This is a genomic window from Citrobacter sp. Cf136, assembly GCF_030333815.1.
Taxonomy (GTDB): domain Bacteria; phylum Pseudomonadota; class Gammaproteobacteria; order Enterobacterales; family Enterobacteriaceae; genus Citrobacter; species Citrobacter freundii.
The window spans coordinates 179,419-200,992 of sequence record NZ_JAOWFE010000032.1 but is presented as its reverse complement, the minus strand read 5'-3'; the positions used below and the strand labels follow the sequence as shown (position 1 = coordinate 200,992).

Below are 21,574 nucleotides of genomic sequence, written 5' to 3'. Positions count from 1 at the left end.
GACTTAGTCACAACATGACTCTGTGGATAATATGGGGGATATTTTTTCTTTCACGGACAGGTAAAAAACCACATGAATCAGAGTCTGCTGGTGACAAAGCGTGATGGTAGTACAGAGCGCATCAATCTCGACAAAATCCACCGAGTTCTGGATTGGGCGGCAGAAGGACTGAATAACGTATCGATCTCTCAGGTCGAGCTGCGCTCCCACATTCAGTTTTATGACGGTATCAAGACCTCCGATATCCATGAAACAATCATCAAAGCTGCCGCCGACCTGATCTCCCGCGAAGCGCCGGATTATCAGTATCTGGCCGCCCGTCTGGCGATTTTCCATCTGCGCAAAAAAGCCTACGGCGAGTTTGAACCGCCAAAACTGTTTGACCATGTCGTGAAAATGGTTGAAATGGGCAAATACGACAATCATCTGCTGGAAGACTACACGGAAGAAGAGTTCAAGCAGATGGACTCGTTCATCGTACACGATCGTGATATGACCTTCTCCTACGCTGCGGTGAAGCAGTTAGAAGGCAAATATCTGGTGCAAAACCGTGTTACCGGTGAAATCTATGAAAGCGCACAGTTCCTCTACATTTTGGTAGCAGCCTGCCTGTTTTCTAACTATCCGCGTGAAACACGTCTGCAATATGTAAAACGTTTCTACGACGCTGTTTCTACGTTCAAAATCTCGCTGCCGACGCCGATTATGTCCGGCGTGCGTACCCCAACGCGTCAGTTCAGCTCCTGCGTACTGATCGAGTGCGGCGACAGCCTTGACTCCATCAACGCAACCTCCAGCGCGATTGTGAAATACGTTTCTCAGCGTGCCGGTATCGGCATTAACGCCGGTCGCATCCGTGCGCTGGGTAGCCCGATTCGCGGCGGTGAAGCGTTCCACACTGGCTGTATTCCGTTCTACAAGCATTTCCAGACTGCGGTGAAATCCTGCTCTCAGGGTGGCGTACGCGGCGGTGCAGCCACGCTGTTCTACCCAATGTGGCACCTGGAAGTTGAAAGCCTGCTGGTCCTGAAAAACAACCGTGGCGTCGAAGGCAACCGCGTTCGTCACATGGACTACGGCGTACAGATCAACAAACTGATGTACACCCGTTTGCTGAAAGGCGGCGACATCACCCTGTTTAGCCCGTCCGACGTCCCGGGTCTGTATGACGCGTTCTTCGCCGATCAGGATGAGTTCGAACGTCTGTACACCCAATATGAAAACGACGACAGCATCCGCAAACAGCGCGTGAAAGCGGTTGAGCTGTTCTCACTGATGATGCAGGAACGTGCCTCTACCGGTCGTATCTATATTCAGAACGTTGACCACTGCAACACCCATAGCCCGTTTGATCCGGTTGTCGCGCCGGTACGCCAGTCCAACCTGTGCCTGGAAATCGCCCTGCCGACCAAACCGCTGACCGACGTTAACGATGAAAACGGCGAAATTGCGCTGTGTACGCTGTCCGCATTTAACCTGGGCGCTATCGAAAGTCTGGACGAACTGGAAGAGCTGGCCGTACTGGCGGTACGTGCGTTGGATGCGCTGCTCGATTACCAGGATTATCCGATTCCGGCCGCCAAACGCGGTGCGATGGGGCGTCGTACGCTGGGTATTGGCGTTATCAACTATGCCTACTGGCTGGCGAAAAACGGTAAACGTTACTCTGACGGCAGCGCCAATAACCTGACTCACAAAACCTTTGAAGCGATTCAGTATTACCTGCTGAAAGCGTCTAACGAGCTGGCGAAAGAGCAAGGCGCATGCCCGTGGTTTAACGAAACCACCTATGCGAAAGGCATTCTGCCGATCGATACCTATAAAAAAGACCTGGATGCTATCGTCAGCGAATCCCTGCATTACAACTGGGAAAGCCTGCGCGAATCAATTAAAACTCACGGTCTGCGTAACTCCACGCTCTCCGCTCTGATGCCGTCCGAGACCTCTTCGCAGATCTCCAACGCCACCAACGGTATTGAACCACCACGCGGTTACGTGAGCATCAAAGCATCGAAAGATGGAATTCTGCGTCAGGTCGTGCCGGACTACGAACACCTGCACGACGCATACGAACTGCTGTGGGAAATGCCGAACAACGACGGCTACTTGCAGCTGGTAGGTATCATGCAGAAATTTATCGATCAGTCGATTTCTGCCAACACCAACTACGATCCGTCGCGCTTCCCGTCCGGAAAAGTACCGATGCAGCAGTTGCTGAAAGACCTGCTCACCGCCTACAAATTTGGTGTCAAAACGCTGTATTATCAGAACACCCGTGACGGTGCGGAAGACTCTCAGGACGATCTGGTACCGTCCATTCAGGACGATGGCTGCGAAAGCGGCGCATGTAAGATTTAATCTTTTGCCGGGTGGCGTAGCGCTTACCCGGCCTACAAATTAATTCGCGGTATTGTAGGCCGGATAAGCAAAGCGCATCCGGCAGTACATTCCAGACAGGATTCACATCAATGGCATACACCACTTTTTCACAGACGAAAAATGATCAGCTTCTGGAACCGATGTTCTTCGGCCAGCCGGTGAACGTCGCCCGCTACGATCAGCAAAAATATGACATCTTTGAAAAACTGATCGAAAAGCAGCTCTCTTTCTTCTGGCGTCCGGAAGAGGTCGATGTTTCTCGCGATCGTATCGATTTCCAGGCATTGCCGGAACATGAAAAACATATCTTCATCAGCAACCTGAAGTATCAGACGCTGCTGGACTCCATTCAGGGACGTAGTCCAAACGTCGCGCTGCTGCCGTTAATCTCGATCCCTGAACTGGAAACCTGGGTGGAAACGTGGGCGTTTTCTGAAACTATCCATTCCCGCTCCTACACCCATATTATTCGCAATATCGTTAACGATCCGGCGGTGGTGTTTGACGATATCGTCACTAATGAGCAAATCCAGAAACGCGCAGAAGGTATTTCCAGCTACTACGACGAATTGATCGAGATGACCAGCTACTGGCATTTGCTCGGTGAAGGTACGCATACCGTTAATGGCAAAACGGTTGTCGTAAACCTGCGTGAGCTGAAGAAGAAGCTGTATCTGTGCCTGATGAGCGTCAACGCGCTGGAAGCGATCCGCTTTTATGTCAGCTTCGCCTGCTCCTTCGCATTCGCCGAACGTGAACTGATGGAAGGCAACGCGAAAATTATTCGTCTGATCGCCCGCGACGAAGCCCTGCATCTGACCGGTACTCAGCATATGCTGAACCTTCTGCGCAGCGGTGTGGACGATCCGGAGATGGCGGAAATTGCCGAAGAGTGCAAACAAGAATGTTACGACCTGTTCGTACAGGCCGCGCTGCAGGAAAAAGAGTGGGCGGACTATCTGTTCCGTGATGGCTCAATGATTGGCCTGAATAAAGACATTCTGTGCCAGTACGTTGAGTACATCACCAACATCCGTATGCAGGCTGTCGGACTCGATCTGCCATTCCAGACACGCTCTAACCCGATCCCTTGGATCAATACCTGGCTGGTGTCTGACAACGTCCAGGTCGCACCGCAGGAAGTGGAAGTCAGCTCTTATCTGGTCGGCCAGATCGATTCGGAAGTTGATACCGACGACCTGAGTAACTTCCAGCTCTGATGGGCCGCGTTACTTTGCGCATCTCTGGCACACAACTGCTGTGCCAGGATGAACATCCTTCCCTACTTGCCGCACTCGAGTCGCACGATGTTGAAGTCGAATATCAGTGTCGTGAAGGCTACTGCGGCTCCTGTCGTACCCGCCTGGTGGCGGGACAGGTTGACTGGATTGCAGAACCTCTGGCCTTCATTCAACCGGGTGAAATATTGCCCTGCTGTTGCCGGGCAAAAGGCGATATTGAAATAGAGCTGTAACGCAAGGCGGGATAAAAATTGTTACTGGCAAAAGAGCCGCCGATGAACGGCAGCCCTTTATTTCTCCTGCAGGCATGTAGGAAAACGTTAACAGCAGACGGCCTTATCTAGCAGTTAATCACGTTTCGTCCAATAAGGCCTGTGACCGGAGGTGCATCACAGGCCTTATGCCATTACTCTTTATTCAGGAATTTCACTGCTTTGTCGGGGAAGTCGGTGAACAGCCCGTCAACACCCGCTTTGTTATAAAGAATGTCATACAGCTGGTTTACGTCAGTGGTGTAATCCGGCAGTTGATCGGCGCGAACGGTATAAGGATGCACCACCATCTTATTCTGATGTGCGTCCTGCACCATGCCAGTTAACGAGATATTGCCCTTCTTCGACTTCTCATCAATCAGCATGTGGTAGTCCGGCCCAATGCCGTCCGCATACTGCGCAACCTGCTTCATGGCACCCGGTTTAAACATCCAGTCGTAGTTGTAATTAACCCAACTGCCGTCTGGCTTTTTCTCCTGAGTTTCATTCCAGTCAGTGTACGCAATCAACTGTACCAGATTGAGATCCATCCCCATCTTCGGTTCCAGTTCATTCTTAATGCGCTTTAACTCTGCGACATCAAAACACTGCAGATAGACCTTATCGTTCTTGTCGGTGTACCCGTACTTTTTCAGTACTTCCAGCGTTTTAGCCGCAATGTCCTTCCCTTCCTGATGATGGAACCACGGCGCTTTCATTTCCGGGTAGATGCCGATGTTTTTACCGGTTGAATGATTTAATCCCTGAACGAACTCAATCTCTTCTTCGAAAGTGTGCACACGGAAATCAGATTTACCCATCGGGAAACGCCCCGGGTAGGTCTGGACCTTTTTGCCATTTTCGATATCAAAGCCTTCAGTAAACTTCAGCGACTTAATCTCATCCAGCGTAAAGTCGATAGCGTAGTAACGCCCATCTTTACGCGCACGATCCGGGAAACGCTCGGCAACATCGGTGACGCGGTCAAGATAGTGGTCATGCAGGACGACCAGATGGTCGTCCTTAGTCATCACCAAATCCTGTTCCAGGTAATCCGCTCCCTGAGCATAGGCCATCGCTTTCGCAGGTAACGTATGCTCCGGTAGATAACCGCTGGCGCCACGGTGCGCAATCACGACTTTATCTGCAGCAACCGCCGCGCTGCTCACAACCATACCTGCCAGCATCAGCGCCACGCTGAGACTTTTCAATGTGGTTTTCATCTATTAGCCCCCGTTACGCTTGAGCTGCATCTCTTCGTGATGGCGTTTTTCGCCAATCATGACGACTACCAGCAGAATAACCGCCAGCACGCTACCGCCAATCATCACCATAAAGCCGCCGTCCCAACCGAAGAAATCAACGGTGTAGCCGACAATGGCGCTCGCAGCCACAGAACCGCCGAGATAACCGAACAGACCAGTAAAGCCAGCCGCCGTACCTGCCGCTTTTTTCGGTGCCAGTTCCAGCGCATGCAGACCAATCAACATGACCGGGCCGTAGATCAGGAAGCCGATGATAATCATACAAGCCATATCTACGTTCGGGTTGCCTGCCGGGTTCATCCAGTAAACGATGGTCGCAATCGTCACCAGCGTCATAAAGAACACGCCGGTCGCGCCACGGTTTCCACGGAAGACTTTATCCGACATCCAGCCACACAGCAGCGTGCCCGGAATACCCGCATATTCATACAGGAAGTAGGCCCAGGATGATTTATCCAGTGCAAAATGCTTCACTTCTTTCAGGTAAGTCGGCGACCAGTCCAGGATGCCGTAGCGCAGCAGATAAACAAACACGTTGGCGATAGCGATGTACCACAACAGTTTGTTCGGCAGTACGTACTGCATGAAGATCTGCTTCGCAGTCAGCTCTTCTTCCGCTTTCTCGTTGTAATCGTCCGGATAATCGTTCTTGTACTCTTCGATTGGCGGCAGACCACAGGACTGTGGCGTATCACGCATCAAAGCAAAAGCAAACAGCGCGACAACGATCGCACCGAAAGCAGGCATGTACAGCGCCGCTTTCCAGTCATTGAACCAGGCCATACCCAGCAGGAACAACAGAGGAGGCAGACCGCCACCCACGTTATGCGCACAGTTCCAAACGGAAACGATGCCGCCACGCTCTTTCTGCGACCACCAGTGCACCATGGTACGACCACACGGCGGCCATCCCATCCCCTGGAACCATCCGCAGAGGAACAGCAGCACAAACATAATCGCAATGCTCGATGTCGCCCACGGTACAAAGCCCATAAACAACATCACTGCCGCAGCCAGTATCAGACCCGCAGGCAGGAAAACGCGCGGATTCGAGCGATCCGAAACGGACCCCATGATGAATTTCGAAAATCCGTAAGCAATGGAGATACCGGACAACGCAAAACCCAGATCGCCACGCGAGAATCCCTGCTCAACCAGATACGGCATCGCAAGGGCAAAGTTCTTACGTACCAGATAGTACGCGGCATAACCAAAGAAAATCCCCAGAAAAATCTGCCAACGTAATCGACGATATGTCGGGTCGATCTCCGCTGCAGGTAAACGCGCCGTGTGTGACGCTGGTTTAAAAATGCTCAACATAGTGTAGCCTCCGTGGCCGTCTTTCATTCGAAGTAAACACTGCAGTTCGTCATTACTACCCTACCGCTCCCAGTGTGGCCGCGATGTTAAGGAAAGATACATAACAAAAATGTGAAACGCAGCACATATTGTTACAGATTTATGACAAATGTTCATAAAGGCGCACGAAATCACGTTTCATTTTCGAATAATGAGCGATTATGCGCGAAATCAAACAATCCATGTTTTTTATGTGGCTAAATGATAAAAAACGAACTGTGAGGAAAAACAATGAAAACTCGCGACTCGCAAACAAGTGACGTGATTATCATTGGTGGAGGAGCAACAGGTGCAGGGATCGCACGCGATTGTGCGCTGCGCGGGTTGCGCGTCATCTTAGTGGAACGCCACGATATCGCCACAGGTGCGACCGGGCGCAACCACGGCCTGCTGCACAGCGGTGCACGCTACGCCGTCACCGATGCTGAATCTGCCCGTGAGTGCATCAGCGAAAACCAAATTCTGAAACGTATCGCCCGCCATTGCGTTGAGCCAACGGACGGTCTGTTTATTACCCTGCCGGAGGATGAGCTCTCCTTTCAGGCGACCTTTATTCGCGCCTGTGAAGAAGCAGGGATTCGCGCAGAAGCGATTGACCCTCAGCAGGCACGTATTATCGAACCTTCCGTGAATCCACAGCTGATTGGTGCGGTAAAAGTGCCGGACGGCACGGTTGATCCTTTCCGCTTAACCGCCGCCAACATGCTGGATGCGCGTGAGCATGGCGCGGTTATCTTAACGGCGCATGAAGTGACAGGACTGATTCGCGAAGGCGCGACGGTTTGCGGCGTTAACGTGCGCAATCATCTGACGGGCGAAATGCAGTCCCTGCATGCACCGGTTGTCGTTAACGCCGCCGGGATCTGGGGTCAACGCATTGCGGAATATGCCGATCTGAGCATCCGTATGTTCCCGGCCAAAGGTTCGTTGCTGATTATGGATCATCGCATTAACCAGCATGTCATCAACCGCTGCCGTAAACCGTCTGACGCCGATATTCTGGTGCCAGGCGATACCATCTCATTGATCGGTACCACCTCGCAGCACATTGATTACGATGATATCGACAGCAACCGCGTCACCGCAGAAGAAGTCGACATTCTGCTGCGTGAAGGCGAGAAACTGGCGCCGATTATGGCAAAAACGCGCATTTTACGCGCCTACTCCGGCGTGCGTCCGCTGGTGGCCAGCGATGACGATCCCACCGGTCGTAACGTCAGCCGTGGGATTGTGCTGTTCGATCACGCAGAGCGTGACGGACTGGAAGGGTTTATCACCATTACCGGCGGCAAACTGATGACTTACCGCCTGATGGCGGAATGGGCTACCGATGCTGTTTGCCGTAAGCTGGGCAATACCCAGCCTTGCACAACCGCAGACACCGCGCTGCCTGGCTCACAGGAATCTACCGAGCATACGCTTAAACGCGTTATTTCGTTACCTGCGCCGCTACGCGGTTCGGCAGTCTATCGCCATGGGGATCGTACCCCAGCGTGGCTGAGCGAAGGCCGTCAACATCGCAGCCTGGTCTGTGAATGCGAAGCGGTCACCGCAGGCGAAGTGCAATACGCCGTCGAGAATCTAACCGTCAACAGTCTGCTCGATTTACGTCGCCGTACCCGCGTCGGAATGGGGACCTGCCAGGGCGAATTGTGTGCCTGTCGTGCTGCAGGTTTGCTGCAACGTTTTAATGTCACTACCGCAGCACAATCCATTACTCAGCTTTCCGACTTCCTCAACGAACGCTGGAAAGGTGTGCAGCCTATCGCCTGGGGAGATGCACTGCGCGAAAGCGAATTCACTCGCTGGGTTTATCAAGGGTTGTGTGGTCTGGAAAAGGAGCACCAGGATGAAATTTGATACCGTCATTATCGGCGGCGGCCTCGCTGGACTGCTATGCGGCCTGCAACTGCAAAAAAGCGGACTGCGCTGCACGATTGTTACCCGCGGCCAAAGCGCCCTGCATTTTTCCTCCGGCTCACTGGATTTGCTCAGCAGCTTACCCGATGGTCAACCGGTGACGGATATAGAAGCGGGTTTGAATGCGCTGCACACTCAGGCACCCGCACATCCGTATAGCACCATCGGAACGCAGAACGTTCTGGAACTGGCCCAGCAGGCGCAAAATTTACTGGAAGAATGCGGAACGCATTTGCAAGGCAACGTGCATCAGGCACATCAACGTGTTACCCCGCTGGGCACCCTGCGCTCAACCTGGTTAAGTTCCCCGGAAGTGCCGGTCTGGCCGCTATCCGCGCAGCGTATATGTGTTGTAGGGATTAGCGGGTTACTGGATTTTCAGGCGCATCTCGCCGCGGCGTCATTACGCCAACGTAATCTCAGCGTCGAGACGGCAGAAATCGAACTGCCGGAACTGGATGTCCTGCGTGATAACCCAACCGAGTTTCGCGCCGTCAATATTGCGCGCCTGCTGGATAACGAAGATAAATGGTCGCTGCTCTATGACGCATTGCTGCCAATGGCAAAAGCCTGCGACATGATAATCATGCCGGCCTGCTTTGGTCTGGCAGATGAGCGGCTCTGGCAGTGGCTTAACGAGCGCCTCCCCTGCTCGCTGACACTGTTACCGACCCTACCTCCTTCGGTACTGGGCATGCGTTTACACAACAAATTGCAGCGCCAGTTTGTGCGCCAGGGCGGTGTGTGGATGCCGGGTGATGAAGTGAAGAAAATCACCTGTCAGGACGGCGTAGTCAGTGAAATCTGGACCCGTAACCATGCCGATATCCCGTTGCGTCCCCGCTTCGCCGTACTCGCCAGCGGCAGCTTTTTCAGCAGCGGTCTGGTCGCCACGCGCGAGGCCATCCACGAACCGATCCTCGGACTGGATGTACAGCAAACCGCCACCCGCGCCGAGTGGTATCAACGCGACGTCTTCGATCCGCAACCGTGGCAAAAGTTTGGCGTCACAACCGATGCTACGCTGCGCCCGTCACTGGCGGGTAAAACGGTAGAAAATATGTATGCCATCGGTTCTGTTCTCGGTGGTTTCGACCCTATTGCCGAGGGTTGCGGAGGCGGCGTATGCGCAGTCAGCGCCTTACACGCCGCACATGACATTGCGAAACGTGCAGGAGGACAGCAATGAGCGACACACGTTTTGAAAGTTGTATCAAATGCACGGTGTGCACCACCGCCTGCCCGGTAAGCCGCGTCAACCCTAGCTACCCGGGCCCTAAGCAGGCCGGCCCGGACGGTGAGCGTCTGCGCCTGAAAGATGGCGCGCTATATGACGATGCGCTGAAATACTGCATCAACTGTAAACGCTGCGAAGTGGCCTGTCCGTCAGACGTGAAAATCGGCGATATCATCCAGCGCGCGCGCGCCAAATACGACACGACGCGCCCATCGCTGCGTAACTTCGTCTTAAGCCATACCGATTTAATGGGGAGCGTTTCCACCCCCTTCGCCCCAATAGTGAATACCGCCACCTCACTAAAACCGGTACGTCAGTTGCTGGATTACGCGCTAAAAATCGATCATCGCCGTACGCTGCCGAAGTACTCCTTTGGCACCTTCCGCCGCTGGTATCGCAGCATTGCCGCACAGCAGGCGCAGTATCAGGATCAGGTCGCCTTTTTCCACGGCTGTTTTGTGAATTACAACCATCCCCAGCTTGGCAAAGACCTGATCAAGGTGTTGAATGCGATGGGAACCGGCGTGCAACTGCTGAGTAAAGAGAAATGCTGTGGCGTGCCGCTGATTGCTAACGGATTTACAGATAAAGCACGTAAGCAGGCGGTCAGCAACGTGGCCTCACTCCGGGAAGCGATTGATGGCAAAGGCATTCCGGTGATCGCCACCTCATCAACCTGTACCTTTGCGCTACGTGATGAATATCCGGAAGTGCTGGATGTCGACAACTCAGGCCTGCGAGAACACATTGAACTGGCAACCCGCTGGCTGTGGCGCAAGCTGGATGAAGGTAAAACGCTGCCGCTGAAAACGCTGCCACTGAAGGTGGTCTATCACACGCCATGTCATATGGAGAAAATGGGCTGGACGCTTTACACGCTGGAGCTACTGCGACAAATTCCGGGGCTGGAGCTGACGGTGCTGGATTCGCAATGCTGCGGCATTGCCGGGACTTACGGCTTTAAAAAGGAAAACTATCCGACTTCACAGTCTATTGGCGCACCGTTATTCCGCCAAATTGAAGAAAGCGGCGCTGATATCGTCGTCACCGACTGCGAAACCTGTAAATGGCAGATTGAGATGTCTACCAGTAAGCGTTGCGAACATCCCATCACCCTGCTTGCCAAAGCGTTGGGTTAAACCTGTTGCCCGGTGGTATTTGCTACCGGGCATTTTTTTTGCGTAGCCCGTTCCGCTTAATTGAATACGTTGCAGTCGGACATATTTATCTCTGATTCATCCCCGCAAAGACCCCATTTCCCGCATGCAGCGCATATTAAAAGTGGATACCGTCACGCCATCTACTCTATCAGTTACAAGCACCATTAGTTACAAGCACCGCTAATGACAGCCAGCTACAAACGCTATTTAATTACCTGCTACGGTACGGTGACGTTTCTCACGTCAGCGAATTTATCCATGAAGTTGCCGAACGTTCCCCCCATCATAAGGAGAGGTTGATGACAATCGCAGAGAGGCTAAAACAAGAAGGTCACCACAATGGGCTACAACAAGGGCTACAACAAGGGTTAGAGCAAGGGGTGCAAAAAGGAACGCAAGAAGAAGCCTTACGTATCGCGCGCATGATGCTGGAAAATGGAATTGATCGTGATTTGGTTAGGTTAATTACTGGGCTATTACCTGACGATGTCACAGAATGAGTCAGATTGGGAAGGTTTGTAACCTTCCCTGTTAATAATTAAATCGTGAGCGACTCAACCACTTCGATCCAGCCGTGCTCGCTGGCAAGATCCTGATTGTTAAGCCAACGGCGCAGCATATTTAGCGCCATCATTGCGCACACTTCCTGACGAATCGACAAGCTGTAGCGATTAGCGTTCAGCCGAACGCGCAAACCATATGTCCCATTGGGGGTGGCCAGCGCAAAGTTAATATGTTCGTTTTCGAAAGCTGATATCGCCAAAGCCAGCCCGGCATAATGTTTGCTACGTCGCTCGGTTACCCAATGCGCCGTTTGAGCCAGCGTTTCTTCCTGGGGCGGAACAACTTCACTCGCCAACAACGGAGCATTAGCGCGAGAAAGCTGCAACGCGACCAGACCACCGGTAAATTGTTCGCTCAGCGTCAGGCTGTATTGCCGTTCCTGTAACGTGCGGGCAATTTGTGCGGGCAAGCCTTCCGTACCTTCGAAAATCATATTCTGTCCGGCAACTCGCTTAACTTCTGGCCACAGCGCCAACATCGCTTCACGTTGGGAATCCGGCCCGGTCAGCTTCAGCTCAATAATCGGCATTGAGGAGCGATATCCCATTGTTACGCCCGGTGGCAAAGTCAGCGGATCCAGGCTTTGTGCCAGCTCGCTTTCAGAACGGCCAAAGGTGGTTAATCGCAGGCATAACGGGGGCTGAGCCAAAGAGAAACGCTCACGCAAACGCGGCAGAATCTCATGCTCAACCATGACTTTGAATTCTGACGGTACACCCGGTGTAAAGAACATCAGGCAGCGGTTAAGCTTCAGGGCGAACCCACACGCGGTACCCACCGGATTATTGATAAACTCCGCGCTGGCGGGAAGTTCAGCCTGTTTGCGGTTGCTCGGCGCCATCACGCGGCCACGATCGCGGAAATATCGCTCCATCTCGGCGAGCCATGCGTCATGCAACACCAGCCCTTCGCCTTTTGCCGTTGCCGCTGCCAGCGCACTCAAATCATCGCTGGTTGGCCCCAAACCGCCATTAACGATCAGTATATCGGCGTGTTCGCTACGCTCACGCAAAACGGCGACTAAATCGTTAAGATTGTCACCTACCGTGTTGCGGCGTGTTAGCGGTAAACCCTGATTAAAGAAAAAATCGGCCAGCCAGGCGGCATTGGTGTCGACGATTTGTCCGTGCAACACTTCATCCCCGGTGGATAGCATCTCCACGTTTAACATCGTGTTCTCCTGCTTTTATGATTAAAACACTATAACGCATGGAGGGGGGAAGGCGCGACTGAACGCCGCGCCAGAAATGTTAGAAGCTGGCGTTAACCCCAACGTACGGGCCATCAGCAATTGCGTTATCACGGTTACCGTCTTTACCTGCCAGGTTCAGGTAACGATAACCGGCTTCGATGCTCAGCGGACGCATAATAGTCAAACGCGCACCGGCATTTGCTTCTTCATAGCTGTCGATACCGCTGGAAAGCGAATCAGGAGAGTAATAGTACTCACCAAACAGACGAATGCTGTCGCCGATCGGCCACTGTAAACCACCACCGACAGCCGCAGCATAACCTTCATCGCCATCGTTTGGATTGGTATAAACACCTTTACCACCAACGGTCGCCAACAGTGGACCCAGCGGGATATTCAGCCCCAGGCCCAGCCCAGCAACATCGCCGTCGTCATCATTATGCATCCAGTTGCCGCTGACGGCCAGACCAGTGGTCTCAGTACCCATACCGAATCCAAGGTTGGTGTAGTCTTCGCCAGCCTGACCGTTGATGCTAATCGCGTTTGCCGAAGCAGAAACAAACAGCATTCCGGCAAAACCAAACAGTAAACTTTTTTTCATTTTCTATCCTTTCCTGCAAGAATCAAAACATAGCCCCAAAACCGGTGAATTGTACTGTCAGATGACGAGGAATCAATGAGCTAAAAAAGCGATGCAAGACCATATTGTAACTAAATACTACTTAATGAGATTAGATAAGGTTAAATTTTTGTATGTAATCTATCGTTTGCATCCTTAATCGCCATTTTCAACAACAATCAATTTTTCCTCGCCCGTACGGACTTAATCGTCGATGAAGCGTTTTTTCTCCAGCCAGCAAAAGGTAAGATAGGTGGAGGATGGAATTCTTAATACCCGCCCCTGGAAGGACTTGACCTATGCGCCAAAGAACAATTGTTTGCCCATTAATTCAAAACGATGGCTGCTATTTACTCTGCAAAATGGCTGACGACCGCGGCGTGTTTCCCGGTCAGTGGGCGCTGTCTGGCGGTGGCGTTGAGCCGGGTGAGCGCATCGAAGAAGCTTTGCGTCGGGAAGTGAGAGAGGAGCTGGGCGAGCAGCTGGTGTTATCAGAAATTACGCCATGGACATTCAGTGACGATATTCGTACTAAAACGTACGCGGATGGCAGCCAGGAAGAGATTTATATGATTTATCTCATCTTCGATTGTGTGGCAGCTAATCGTGAAGTGAACATTAACGAAGAGTTCCAGGCGTTCGCCTGGGTTAAAGCGGAAGATCTCGGCACCTACGACTTAAATATCGCCACACGTAAAACGTTAACCTTGAAAGGGTTACTGTAAGTCCCCCGAGTTTAAACGTAATATAAACAATGATCACATTAGCGGTATTGCTCTCAGCATTCAGCAACAGAGAACAATACCGCCATAATGACTAAAAACTCTTTATATTCAAACAAATAAATCACTCCCCACTGTCTTTGTTATTATCTCCCAAACCTTAAACCCTTAAGGATAAATTAACCTTCGGCCATTAACCTTTGTAGCCTGATGAAATAATTAACGACGCCCCTGTTTAGTCCCAAAAATAAAACTTCGGTAGCGTTAAATGGCTTGAAGGAATAATGATGTCTGACTTTTTGCCTTTCTCTCGCCCGGCAATGGGTGCTGAAGAGCTTGCCGCTGTAAAAGCGGTGCTGGACTCTGGATGGATAACCACTGGCCCGAAGAACCAACAGTTGGAAGAAGCCTTCTGCCAGCTCACAGGAAATCAACACGCCGTCGCCGTCTGCTCTGCCACGGCGGGTATGCACATCACACTGATGGCGTTGGGTATAGGTGCTGGCGATGAGGTCATTACGCCGTCAATGACGTGGGTTTCCACCCTCAACATGATTGTCCTGCTGGGTGCGACGCCAGTCATGGTCGACGTCGACCGCGATACACTTATGGTCACACCTGAGCAAATTGAAGCCGCTATTACCCCACGAACTAAAGCCATTGTTCCAGTACATTACGCAGGCGCCCCCGCCGATCTTGACGCGATTTATGCCATTGGCGAGCGTTATGGCATCCCGGTAATAGAAGATGCTGCCCATGCCGTAGGGACATTGTATAAGGGCCGTCATGTCGGCGCGCGCGGTACGGCAATCTTCTCGTTTCACGCCATCAAAAATATCACCTGCGCAGAAGGTGGACTGATTGTTACCGACGACAGCCAGCTTGCCCAGCGGCTTCGCAGCCTGAAGTTTCACGGTCTGGGCGTTGATGCTTTTGATCGACAAACCTATGGCCGGGCACCGCAGGCCGAAGTGCTTGCGCCAGGATACAAATACAACCTGACGGATATCAATGCCGCTATTGCGTTGGTACAGCTGAATAAGCTGGAGCAACTGAATTCACGCCGGGCGCAAATTGCCCAGCAATATCAGCAGGCGCTTGCTGATACGCCATTTCAACCGCTGGACCTGCCCCGGTGGCCGCACGTTCATGCCTGGCACTTATTCATCATTCGTGTTGACGAAACCCGCTGCGGGCTGAGCAGAGATGCCCTGATGGAAGCGCTGAAGACTAAAGATATCGGCACCGGTCTGCATTTTCGTGCAGCCCATACGCAAAAATATTATCGCGAACGCTTCACTACCCTTTCGCTCCCAAATACTGAATGGAACAGCGCGCGCATCTGCTCGCTGCCGTTATTCCCAGACATGACCGAAGCGGATACCCAGCGGGTCATTACGGCACTTCGCGAGATTGCAGGACAATAATCATGTTTGAAGCAGCACCAATCAAAAAAGTCTCGGTGGTCATTCCCGTTTTTAATGAACAGGAAAGCCTGCCAGAGTTAATCAGACGCACCAGCGCCGCCTGCGAGAAATTGGGTAAAGACTATGAAATTCTGCTGATCGACGACGGTAGCAGTGACAATTCCGCTCAGTTGATGATGAACGCCTCCCAGGCACCAAACAGCCATATTGTTTCTATTTTGCTGAATCGCAATTACGGACAACACTCGGCGATTATGGCCGGTTTCAGCCATGTCACTGGCGACTTGATCATCACATTGGATGCCGATTTGCAGAACCCGCCGGAGGAGATCCCTCGGTTGGTCGCCACAGCAGATGAGGGGTTTGATGTGGTGGGCACGGTGCGCCAGAACCGGCAGGACAGCGTATTTCGTAAGACCGCCTCACGCATGATCAACCATCTGATTCAGCGCACCACCGGAAAAGCGATGGGTGACTACGGTTGCATGCTACGCGCCTATCGCCGTCACATCGTCGATGCCATGCTGCATTGCCAGGAGCGCAGCACCTTTATCCCGATTCTGGCCAACATTTTTGCCCGTCGCGCGACGGAGATCCCGGTACATCATGCAGAGCGCGAATTTGGTGATTCCAAATACAGCTTCATGCGTCTGATCAACCTGATGTATGACCTGGTGACTTGCCTTACCACAACACCGCTTCGCATGCTGAGTCTGTTGGGCAGCGTGATCGCCGCCACGGGCTTTACCTTATCAGTCTTGCTTGTTGTTCTGCGCCTGACGCTCGGCCCACAGTGGGCCGCGGAAGGGGTATTCATGCTGTTTGCCGTCCTGTTTACCTTTATCGGCGCACAGTTTATTGGCATGGGTTTACTCGGCGAATATATCGGTCGCATCTATAACGATGTCCGCGCCCGCCCCCGCTATTTTGTTCAACACGTTATCCGCCCACAAACCACGCAGTCAACCGAGGAAAACCGCGCATGAAAGCCGTCGTATTTGCCTATCACGATATGGGATGTCAGGGTGTCCAGGCCTTGTTGGATGCAGGTTATGAAATCGCTGCCATTTTTACGCACACCGACAATCCGGGTGAAAAAGCGTTTTTTGGATCTGTTTCCCGCCTCGCGGCCAGCGCCGGTATTCCGGTTTACGCCCCTGACGAGGTTAATCATCCCCTGTGGATTGAGCGCATTAGCCAACTGGCACCTGATGTTATCTTCTCGTTCTACTATCGCCATTTACTGAGTGATGAGATCCTCAGCCTTGCCCCTAAGGGTGCATTTAATCTGCACGGCTCGCTGCTGCCGAAATACCGTGGCCGCGCGCCGCTGAACTGGGTACTGGTCAATGGTGAAACCGAAACCGGCGTCACGCTTCACCGGATGGTCAAACGCGCGGATGCCGGTGCCATTGTTGCCCAGCAGCGGGTTGCTATTTCGCCCGATGATGTGGCGTTAACGCTGCACCATAAATTGTGCCAGGCAGCGCGTCAGTTACTCGAAGAGGCGCTGCCCGCGATTAAAACGGGAGATTATGCAGAACACCCCCAACAGGAAGCAGAGGCGACCTGTTTTGGTCGCCGCACGCCGGAAGATAGCTTCCTCGACTGGAACAAACCAGCCGCAGAGTTGCATAACCAGGTACGCGCCGTCAGCGATCCATGGCCGGGCGCATTTAGCTATGTTGGTACGCAAAAATTCACCGTCTGGTCGTCACGTGTTTGCAAAAATGACCGCGCAGCCCAGCCAGGAACCGTCATCTCCGTTTCTCCTTTGCTGATCGCCTGCGCTGATGGCGCACTGGAGATTATTACCGGGCAAGCTGGCGATGGTATTGCCATGCAGGGGTCACAGCTGGCGCAGGTTCTGGGCCTGGTACCAGGTTCTCGCCTGAACAGCCAGTCAGTTACTACCGCTAAACGCCGTACTCGCGTGCTGATCCTTGGCGTCAATGGCTTCATTGGTAACCATCTGACCGAACGCCTGTTGCAAGAAGACAATTACGAAGTGTATGGACTCGACATTGGCAGCGACGCCATTAGTCGTTTTCTGCAGCATCCACGATTCCATTTCGTCGAAGGCGATATCAGCATTCACTCCGAATGGATTGAATATCATGTGAAAAAATGCGACGTCGTGCTGCCGCTGGTAGCGATCGCCACGCCAATCGAATATACCCGCAACCCGCTGCGCGTGTTTGAGCTCGATTTTGAAGAGAACCTGAAAATCATTCGCTACTGCGTGAAATACCGTAAGCGCATCATTTTCCCGTCAACCTCCGAAGTCTACGGCATGTGTACCGACAAAGTTTTTGATGAAGACAGCTCGAACCTGATCGTCGGTCCGGTCAATAAACCACGCTGGATCTACTCCGTTTCCAAGCAGTTGCTGGACCGCGTAATCTGGGCATACGGCGAAAAAGAGGGATTGCGCTTCACCCTGTTCCGTCCGTTTAACTGGATGGGACCGCGTCTGGACAGCCTTAACGCCGCGCGTATCGGCAGCTCACGCGCCATTACCCAACTGATCCTCAATCTGGTGGAAGGTTCACCGATTAAGCTGATTGAAGGCGGTAAGCAAAAACGCTGCTTTACTGATATTCGCGATGGTATCGAAGCCCTGTACCGCATCATTGAAAACGAAGGCGGACGCTGCGATGGCGAAATTATCAACATCGGTAACCCGGAGAATGAGGCCAGTATTCAGGAACTGGCAGAAATGCTGCTTACCTGCTTTGAAAAACACCCATTACGCAACCACTTCCCGCCGTTTGCCGGTTTCCGTGACGTCGAAAGCAGTAGCTACTATGGTAAAGGTTATCAGGACGTTGAGCATCGTAAGCCCAACATTCGTAATGCAAAACGCTGCCTGAACTGGGAGCCCACCATTGAGATGCAGGAAACGGTAGAAGAGACGCTGGACTTCTTCTTACGCAGTGTGGATATCACGGAACACACATCATGACCAAAGTAGGCTTGCGCATTGATGTCGATACTTTCCGGGGGACGCGCGAAGGTGTGCCCCGCCTGTTGGAGACATTGAACCGGCATAACGTTCGGGCAAGTTTTTTCTTTAGTGTTGGACCTGACAACATGGGGCGCCATCTCTGGCGTCTTGTGAAGCCACAATTTCTGTGGAAGATGCTGCGTTCAAACGCAGCATCGCTCTACGGATGGGATATATTGCTCGCGGGAACCGCGTGGCCGGGAAAAGAGATTGGCCAGGCCAATGCGGCGATCATTGCGCAAACCGCCCTGATTCATGAAACCGGTTTGCATGCCTGGGATCACCATGCCTGGCAAGCGCGAAGCGGAAACTGGAATGATAAACAGCTGATTGATGATATTTCACGAGGCATTACCGCCCTTGAAGCCATCATCGGACAACCGGTTACCTGTTCTGCGGTTGCCGGATGGCGTGCCGACAACCGCGTCGTCGAGGCAAAAGAAACGTTACATTTACGCTATAACAGCGACTGTCGGGGAACGTCGCTATTTCGCCCTGTACTGGCGTCCGGGAAAACAGGTACGCCGCAAATTCCCGTCACGTTACCAACATGGGATGAAGTGGTTGGTCAGGAGGTCCAGGCGGTGGACTTCAACGCTTATATTCTCTCCCACATCCAGATGAGCAGAGGAACACCGGTGTACACCATTCATGCGGAAGTTGAAGGCATCGCCTTTCATCAGAATTTTGACGAGCTGCTTACTCGCGCCGCGGACATGGGGATGACATTTTGCCCGCTTGGCGAGCTGTTACCAGACGATATCAGCACGCTGCCAACAGGGCAGATCGTGCGGGGAAAAATACCGGGCAGAGAGGGATGGCTCGGCTGCCAACAACCGGTGAGTGCGACACAATGAAACCTGCTGCCCGCTACACTCTGGCCTGTATCGCGTTTATTGCGCTGTATTTTATTCTCCCCATCAACAGTCGCCTGCTCTGGCAGCCTGATGAAACGCGCTATGCCGAAATCAGTCGGGAAATGCTGACGTCCGGCGACTGGATCGTGCCGCACTTTTTAGGGCTTCGTTACTTTGAAAAACCCATTGCCGGATACTGGTTAAACAGCATCGGGCAATGGCTATTTGGCGCTAATAATTTTGGCGTCAGAGCGGGGGCTATATTTGCCACCTTGCTGACGGCGCTACTGGTAGCCTGGCTTGCCATGCGGTTATGGCAGGATAAGCGTACCGCCGTACTCTCTTCTGCTATCTTTTTAACGTTTTTCTCGGTTTACAGCATCGGCACCTACGCGGTACTTGATCCCATAATTGCGCTTTGGCTGATGGCGGGCATGTGCTGTTTTTGGGAAGGCATGCAGGCCACCACCAGAACGCGCAAAATCATCGCTTTTTTGCTGTTAGGGTTAACCTGCGGCATGGGCGTGATGACCAAGGGCTTCCTGGCGCTTGCCGTTCCTGTGCTCAGCGTACTGCCGTGGGTTTTCGCGCATAAGCGCTGGAAAGATCTCATACTCTACGGTCTGCTGGCGGTTATCGGCTGCGTCGTGATTGTGCTGCCGTGGGGAATAGCGATTGCCCAGCGTGAGCCGGATTTCTGGCATTACTTCTTCTGGGTTGAACATATTCAACGCTTCGCACAGGATGATGCCCAACACAAGGCTCCCATCTGGTACTACATTCCGGTATTCGTGGCTGGCGCATTACCATGGCTCGGGCTGCTTCCTGGCGCGCTGCGTACGGGCTGGCGTGAGCGGGATGTTCCGCGCAGCGCACTGTACCTGTTAAGCTGGATTGTCATGCCAATCCTGTTTTTCAGCATCGCCAAAGGAAAACTGCCGACCTATATTCTTTCTTGCTTCGCCCCGCTGGCGATATTAACGGCGCGTTTCGGCCTGCAGGCCGCGGAAAAAGGCTCCGCCGCACTGCGCGTGAATGGCTGGATCAACGTGCTGTTCGGCGTGACCGGCATTGTCGCCACATTTATTGTTTCCACATTGGGTCCGTTAAAGACGCCGGTCTGGTCGCCTATCGAAACGTATAAGGTGTTTTGCGCGTGGGGTATTTTTATCACCTGGGCACTGTTCGGCTGGTATACGCTAAATAACCGCGAGAAGAACTGGAAATTCGCCGCGCTGTGTCCGCTGGGACTCGCGCTGTTGTTTGGTTTCTCAGTCCCTGACCGGGTGATGGAGTCTAAACAGCCGCAGTTTTTTGTCGAGATGACTAAAGAGTCGCTGGAGTCGAGCCGTTACATTCTCACCGACAACGTTGGCGTTGCCGCAGGGCTGGCCTGGAGCCTGAAGCGTGACGACATCATGATGTACGGCCAAACGGGAGAGTTAAAATATGGCCTCAACTACCCGGATGCTCAGGGGCGCTTTGTCAGTCGGGAAGACTTTGCCGACTGGTTAGCGCAACATCGTCAGCAAGGAAATATTACGCTCGTGCTCACGATTGATAAGGATGAAGATATTAATCATCTCGCTCTCCCTCCCGCTGATTACATTGATAATCAGGGGCGACTGGTCCTGATTCAGTATCGGCCAAAATGATCTGGATAGCCTTAGTTCTCGCCAGCCTGCTCAGCGTCTGCGGCCAGCTATGCCAGAAGCAGGCGACCCGACCGGTGTCCATTCGTGCGCGAAAACGCCACGTCACGCAATGGATTGGGCTTGCTCTGGCAAGCCTCGGTCTGGCCATGCTGCTATGGCTGGCGGTACTGCAGAACATTCCTGTCGGCATCGCCTACCCCATGCTGAGTCTTAACTTTGTATGGGTGACGCTGGCCGCGTGGAAAATCTGGCGCGAACCCGTCACTACACGCCACTGGCTGGGAGTTGGGCTGATCATTACCGGCATCTTTATTCTTGGGAGCGCAGTGTAATGGGCATCTTTTGGGGATTATGTAGCGTTATTATCACCTCCGCAGCCCAGTTGAGCCTCGGCTTCGCAATGGATAATCTGCCGCCAATGATGCAGCCGCTGGCGTTCATCTCCGCCGTATTCTCTCTCAGTATTGGAGCGTTTGCTTTATCTGCCGGGCTGGCAGGCTATTTGCTGTCGGTTATTTGCTGGCATAAAGCCCTGCACCAGCTCGCGCTGAGCAAAGCTTATGCCCTGCTCAGCCTGAGCTATGTGCTGGTTTGGGTTGCATCAATGATTCTGCCCGGCTGGCAGGGAACATTTTCAGTAAAGGCGCTGGTTGGGGTACTGTGCATCATGGCGGGTTTAATGACGATTTTTCTGCCTGCAGACAAGCACCGGCGCTGAG

The 21,574-nt window shown here is 52.8% G+C and carries 19 protein-coding genes and 1 pseudogene; 16 read left to right on the top strand and 4 right to left on the bottom strand.

Annotated elements, in window-relative coordinates:
* Window positions 1–72: 72 nt before the first annotated feature.
* From nrdA to OGV98_RS05260, 4 genes and pseudogenes are all read left to right on the top strand, one after another.
* The gene (gene nrdA, locus OGV98_RS05275) at window positions 73–2,358 is read left to right on the top strand and encodes a class 1a ribonucleoside-diphosphate reductase subunit alpha (protein WP_003027604.1); all 2,286 of its coding nucleotides are present in this window, start codon (window positions 73–75) and stop codon (window positions 2,356–2,358) included.
* 110 nt (window positions 2,359–2,468) lie between these two features.
* Window positions 2,469–3,599: a class Ia ribonucleoside-diphosphate reductase subunit beta gene (gene nrdB, locus OGV98_RS05270; RefSeq protein WP_003027605.1), complete on the top strand. Its 1,131-nt coding sequence runs from the start codon at window positions 2,469–2,471 to the stop codon at window positions 3,597–3,599.
* Window positions 3,599–3,853 carry a ferredoxin-like diferric-tyrosyl radical cofactor maintenance protein YfaE gene (gene yfaE / locus OGV98_RS05265; protein ID WP_003027609.1) on the top strand — a complete coding sequence of 85 codons (255 nt, stop codon included), beginning with the start codon at window positions 3,599–3,601 and terminating at the stop codon, window positions 3,851–3,853. The genes nrdB and yfaE overlap by 1 nt, the downstream gene beginning before the upstream one ends.
* A gap of 21 nt (window positions 3,854–3,874) precedes the next feature.
* Window positions 3,875–3,964 (top strand): annotated as a pseudogene (locus OGV98_RS05260) (hypothetical protein); the annotation flags it as partial.
* Between the two features lie 62 nt (window positions 3,965–4,026).
* Here the strand turns inward: OGV98_RS05260 and glpQ are convergent.
* Window positions 4,027–5,094, bottom strand: a complete 1,068-nt coding sequence (gene glpQ, locus OGV98_RS05255; RefSeq protein WP_003839410.1) for a glycerophosphodiester phosphodiesterase — start codon at window positions 5,092–5,094, stop codon at window positions 4,027–4,029.
* Between the two features lie 3 nt (window positions 5,095–5,097).
* A complete protein-coding gene (gene glpT, locus OGV98_RS05250) occupies window positions 5,098–6,456 on the bottom strand; it encodes a glycerol-3-phosphate transporter (protein ID WP_032949686.1) in 1,359 nt (452 codons plus the stop codon).
* Window positions 6,457–6,726: 270 nt separating this feature from the next.
* Here glpT and glpA point away from each other — a divergent pair, with 270 nt between their 5' ends.
* The 4 genes from glpA (at window position 6,727) to OGV98_RS05230 (ending at window position 11,312) form a co-directional block, all read left to right on the top strand.
* Entirely contained in the window at window positions 6,727–8,355 is a 1,629-nt protein-coding gene (glpA, locus tag OGV98_RS05245; RefSeq protein ID WP_003845117.1) for an anaerobic glycerol-3-phosphate dehydrogenase subunit A, read from the top strand.
* Entirely contained in the window at window positions 8,345–9,604 is a 1,260-nt protein-coding gene (gene glpB / locus OGV98_RS05240; protein WP_044714025.1) for a glycerol-3-phosphate dehydrogenase subunit GlpB, read from the top strand. The genes glpA and glpB overlap by 11 nt, the downstream gene beginning before the upstream one ends.
* Entirely contained in the window at window positions 9,601–10,791 is a 1,191-nt protein-coding gene (gene glpC / locus OGV98_RS05235; RefSeq protein ID WP_003027620.1) for an anaerobic glycerol-3-phosphate dehydrogenase subunit GlpC, read from the top strand. The genes glpB and glpC overlap by 4 nt, the downstream gene beginning before the upstream one ends.
* A 320-nt stretch (window positions 10,792–11,111) precedes the next feature.
* On the top strand, window positions 11,112–11,312 hold the full coding sequence (locus OGV98_RS05230) for an Rpn/YhgA-type helix-turn-helix domain-containing protein (RefSeq protein WP_072211985.1): 201 nt from the start codon (window positions 11,112–11,114) through the stop codon (window positions 11,310–11,312).
* Window positions 11,313–11,350: 38 nt separating this feature from the next.
* Here the strand turns inward: OGV98_RS05230 and OGV98_RS05225 are convergent, their stop codons facing one another.
* Together OGV98_RS05225 and OGV98_RS05220 are read right to left on the bottom strand one after the other, a co-directional pair.
* Window positions 11,351–12,547: a nicotinamide mononucleotide deamidase-related protein YfaY gene (locus OGV98_RS05225; protein ID WP_016150688.1), complete on the bottom strand. Its 1,197-nt coding sequence runs from the start codon at window positions 12,545–12,547 to the stop codon at window positions 11,351–11,353.
* A gap of 79 nt (window positions 12,548–12,626) precedes the next feature.
* Entirely contained in the window at window positions 12,627–13,169 is a 543-nt protein-coding gene (locus tag OGV98_RS05220; RefSeq protein WP_202581142.1) for a YfaZ family protein, read from the bottom strand.
* Window positions 13,170–13,486: 317 nt separating this feature from the next.
* On the opposite strand from OGV98_RS05220, the gene nudI reads away from it, so the two are divergent.
* The 8 genes from nudI (at window position 13,487) to arnF (ending at window position 21,573) form a co-directional block, all read left to right on the top strand.
* Window positions 13,487–13,912, top strand: a complete 426-nt coding sequence (gene nudI, locus OGV98_RS05215) for a nucleoside triphosphatase NudI (protein ID WP_003027643.1) — start codon at window positions 13,487–13,489, stop codon at window positions 13,910–13,912.
* Between the two features lie 284 nt (window positions 13,913–14,196).
* Window positions 14,197–15,336, top strand: a complete 1,140-nt coding sequence (gene arnB, locus OGV98_RS05210) for a UDP-4-amino-4-deoxy-L-arabinose aminotransferase (protein WP_003027645.1) — start codon at window positions 14,197–14,199, stop codon at window positions 15,334–15,336.
* Window positions 15,337–15,338: 2 nt separating this feature from the next.
* Window positions 15,339–16,322, top strand: a complete 984-nt coding sequence (gene arnC, locus OGV98_RS05205; RefSeq protein WP_003027648.1) for an undecaprenyl-phosphate 4-deoxy-4-formamido-L-arabinose transferase — start codon at window positions 15,339–15,341, stop codon at window positions 16,320–16,322.
* Window positions 16,319–18,301, top strand: coding sequence for a bifunctional UDP-4-amino-4-deoxy-L-arabinose formyltransferase/UDP-glucuronic acid oxidase ArnA (gene arnA / locus OGV98_RS05200; RefSeq protein ID WP_049002879.1), 1,983 nt, complete (start codon window positions 16,319–16,321; stop codon window positions 18,299–18,301). The genes arnC and arnA overlap by 4 nt, the downstream gene beginning before the upstream one ends.
* Window positions 18,298–19,200, top strand: coding sequence for a 4-deoxy-4-formamido-L-arabinose-phosphoundecaprenol deformylase (gene arnD / locus OGV98_RS05195; protein ID WP_196614907.1), 903 nt, complete (start codon window positions 18,298–18,300; stop codon window positions 19,198–19,200). Before arnA ends, arnD begins: the two co-directional genes overlap by 4 nt.
* The gene (gene arnT, locus OGV98_RS05190) at window positions 19,197–20,855 is read left to right on the top strand and encodes a lipid IV(A) 4-amino-4-deoxy-L-arabinosyltransferase (protein WP_202581141.1); all 1,659 of its coding nucleotides are present in this window, start codon (window positions 19,197–19,199) and stop codon (window positions 20,853–20,855) included. The genes arnD and arnT overlap by 4 nt, the downstream gene beginning before the upstream one ends.
* Window positions 20,852–21,187, top strand: a complete 336-nt coding sequence (gene arnE, locus OGV98_RS05185) for a 4-amino-4-deoxy-L-arabinose-phosphoundecaprenol flippase subunit ArnE (protein ID WP_149911206.1) — start codon at window positions 20,852–20,854, stop codon at window positions 21,185–21,187. The genes arnT and arnE overlap by 4 nt, the downstream gene beginning before the upstream one ends.
* Window positions 21,187–21,573 (top strand): 4-amino-4-deoxy-L-arabinose-phosphoundecaprenol flippase subunit ArnF, encoded by a 387-nt coding sequence (gene arnF / locus OGV98_RS05180; protein WP_003027663.1) that lies wholly within the window; start codon window positions 21,187–21,189, stop codon window positions 21,571–21,573. The genes arnE and arnF overlap by 1 nt, the downstream gene beginning before the upstream one ends.
* The last annotated feature ends 1 nt before the right edge of the window (window position 21,574 follow it).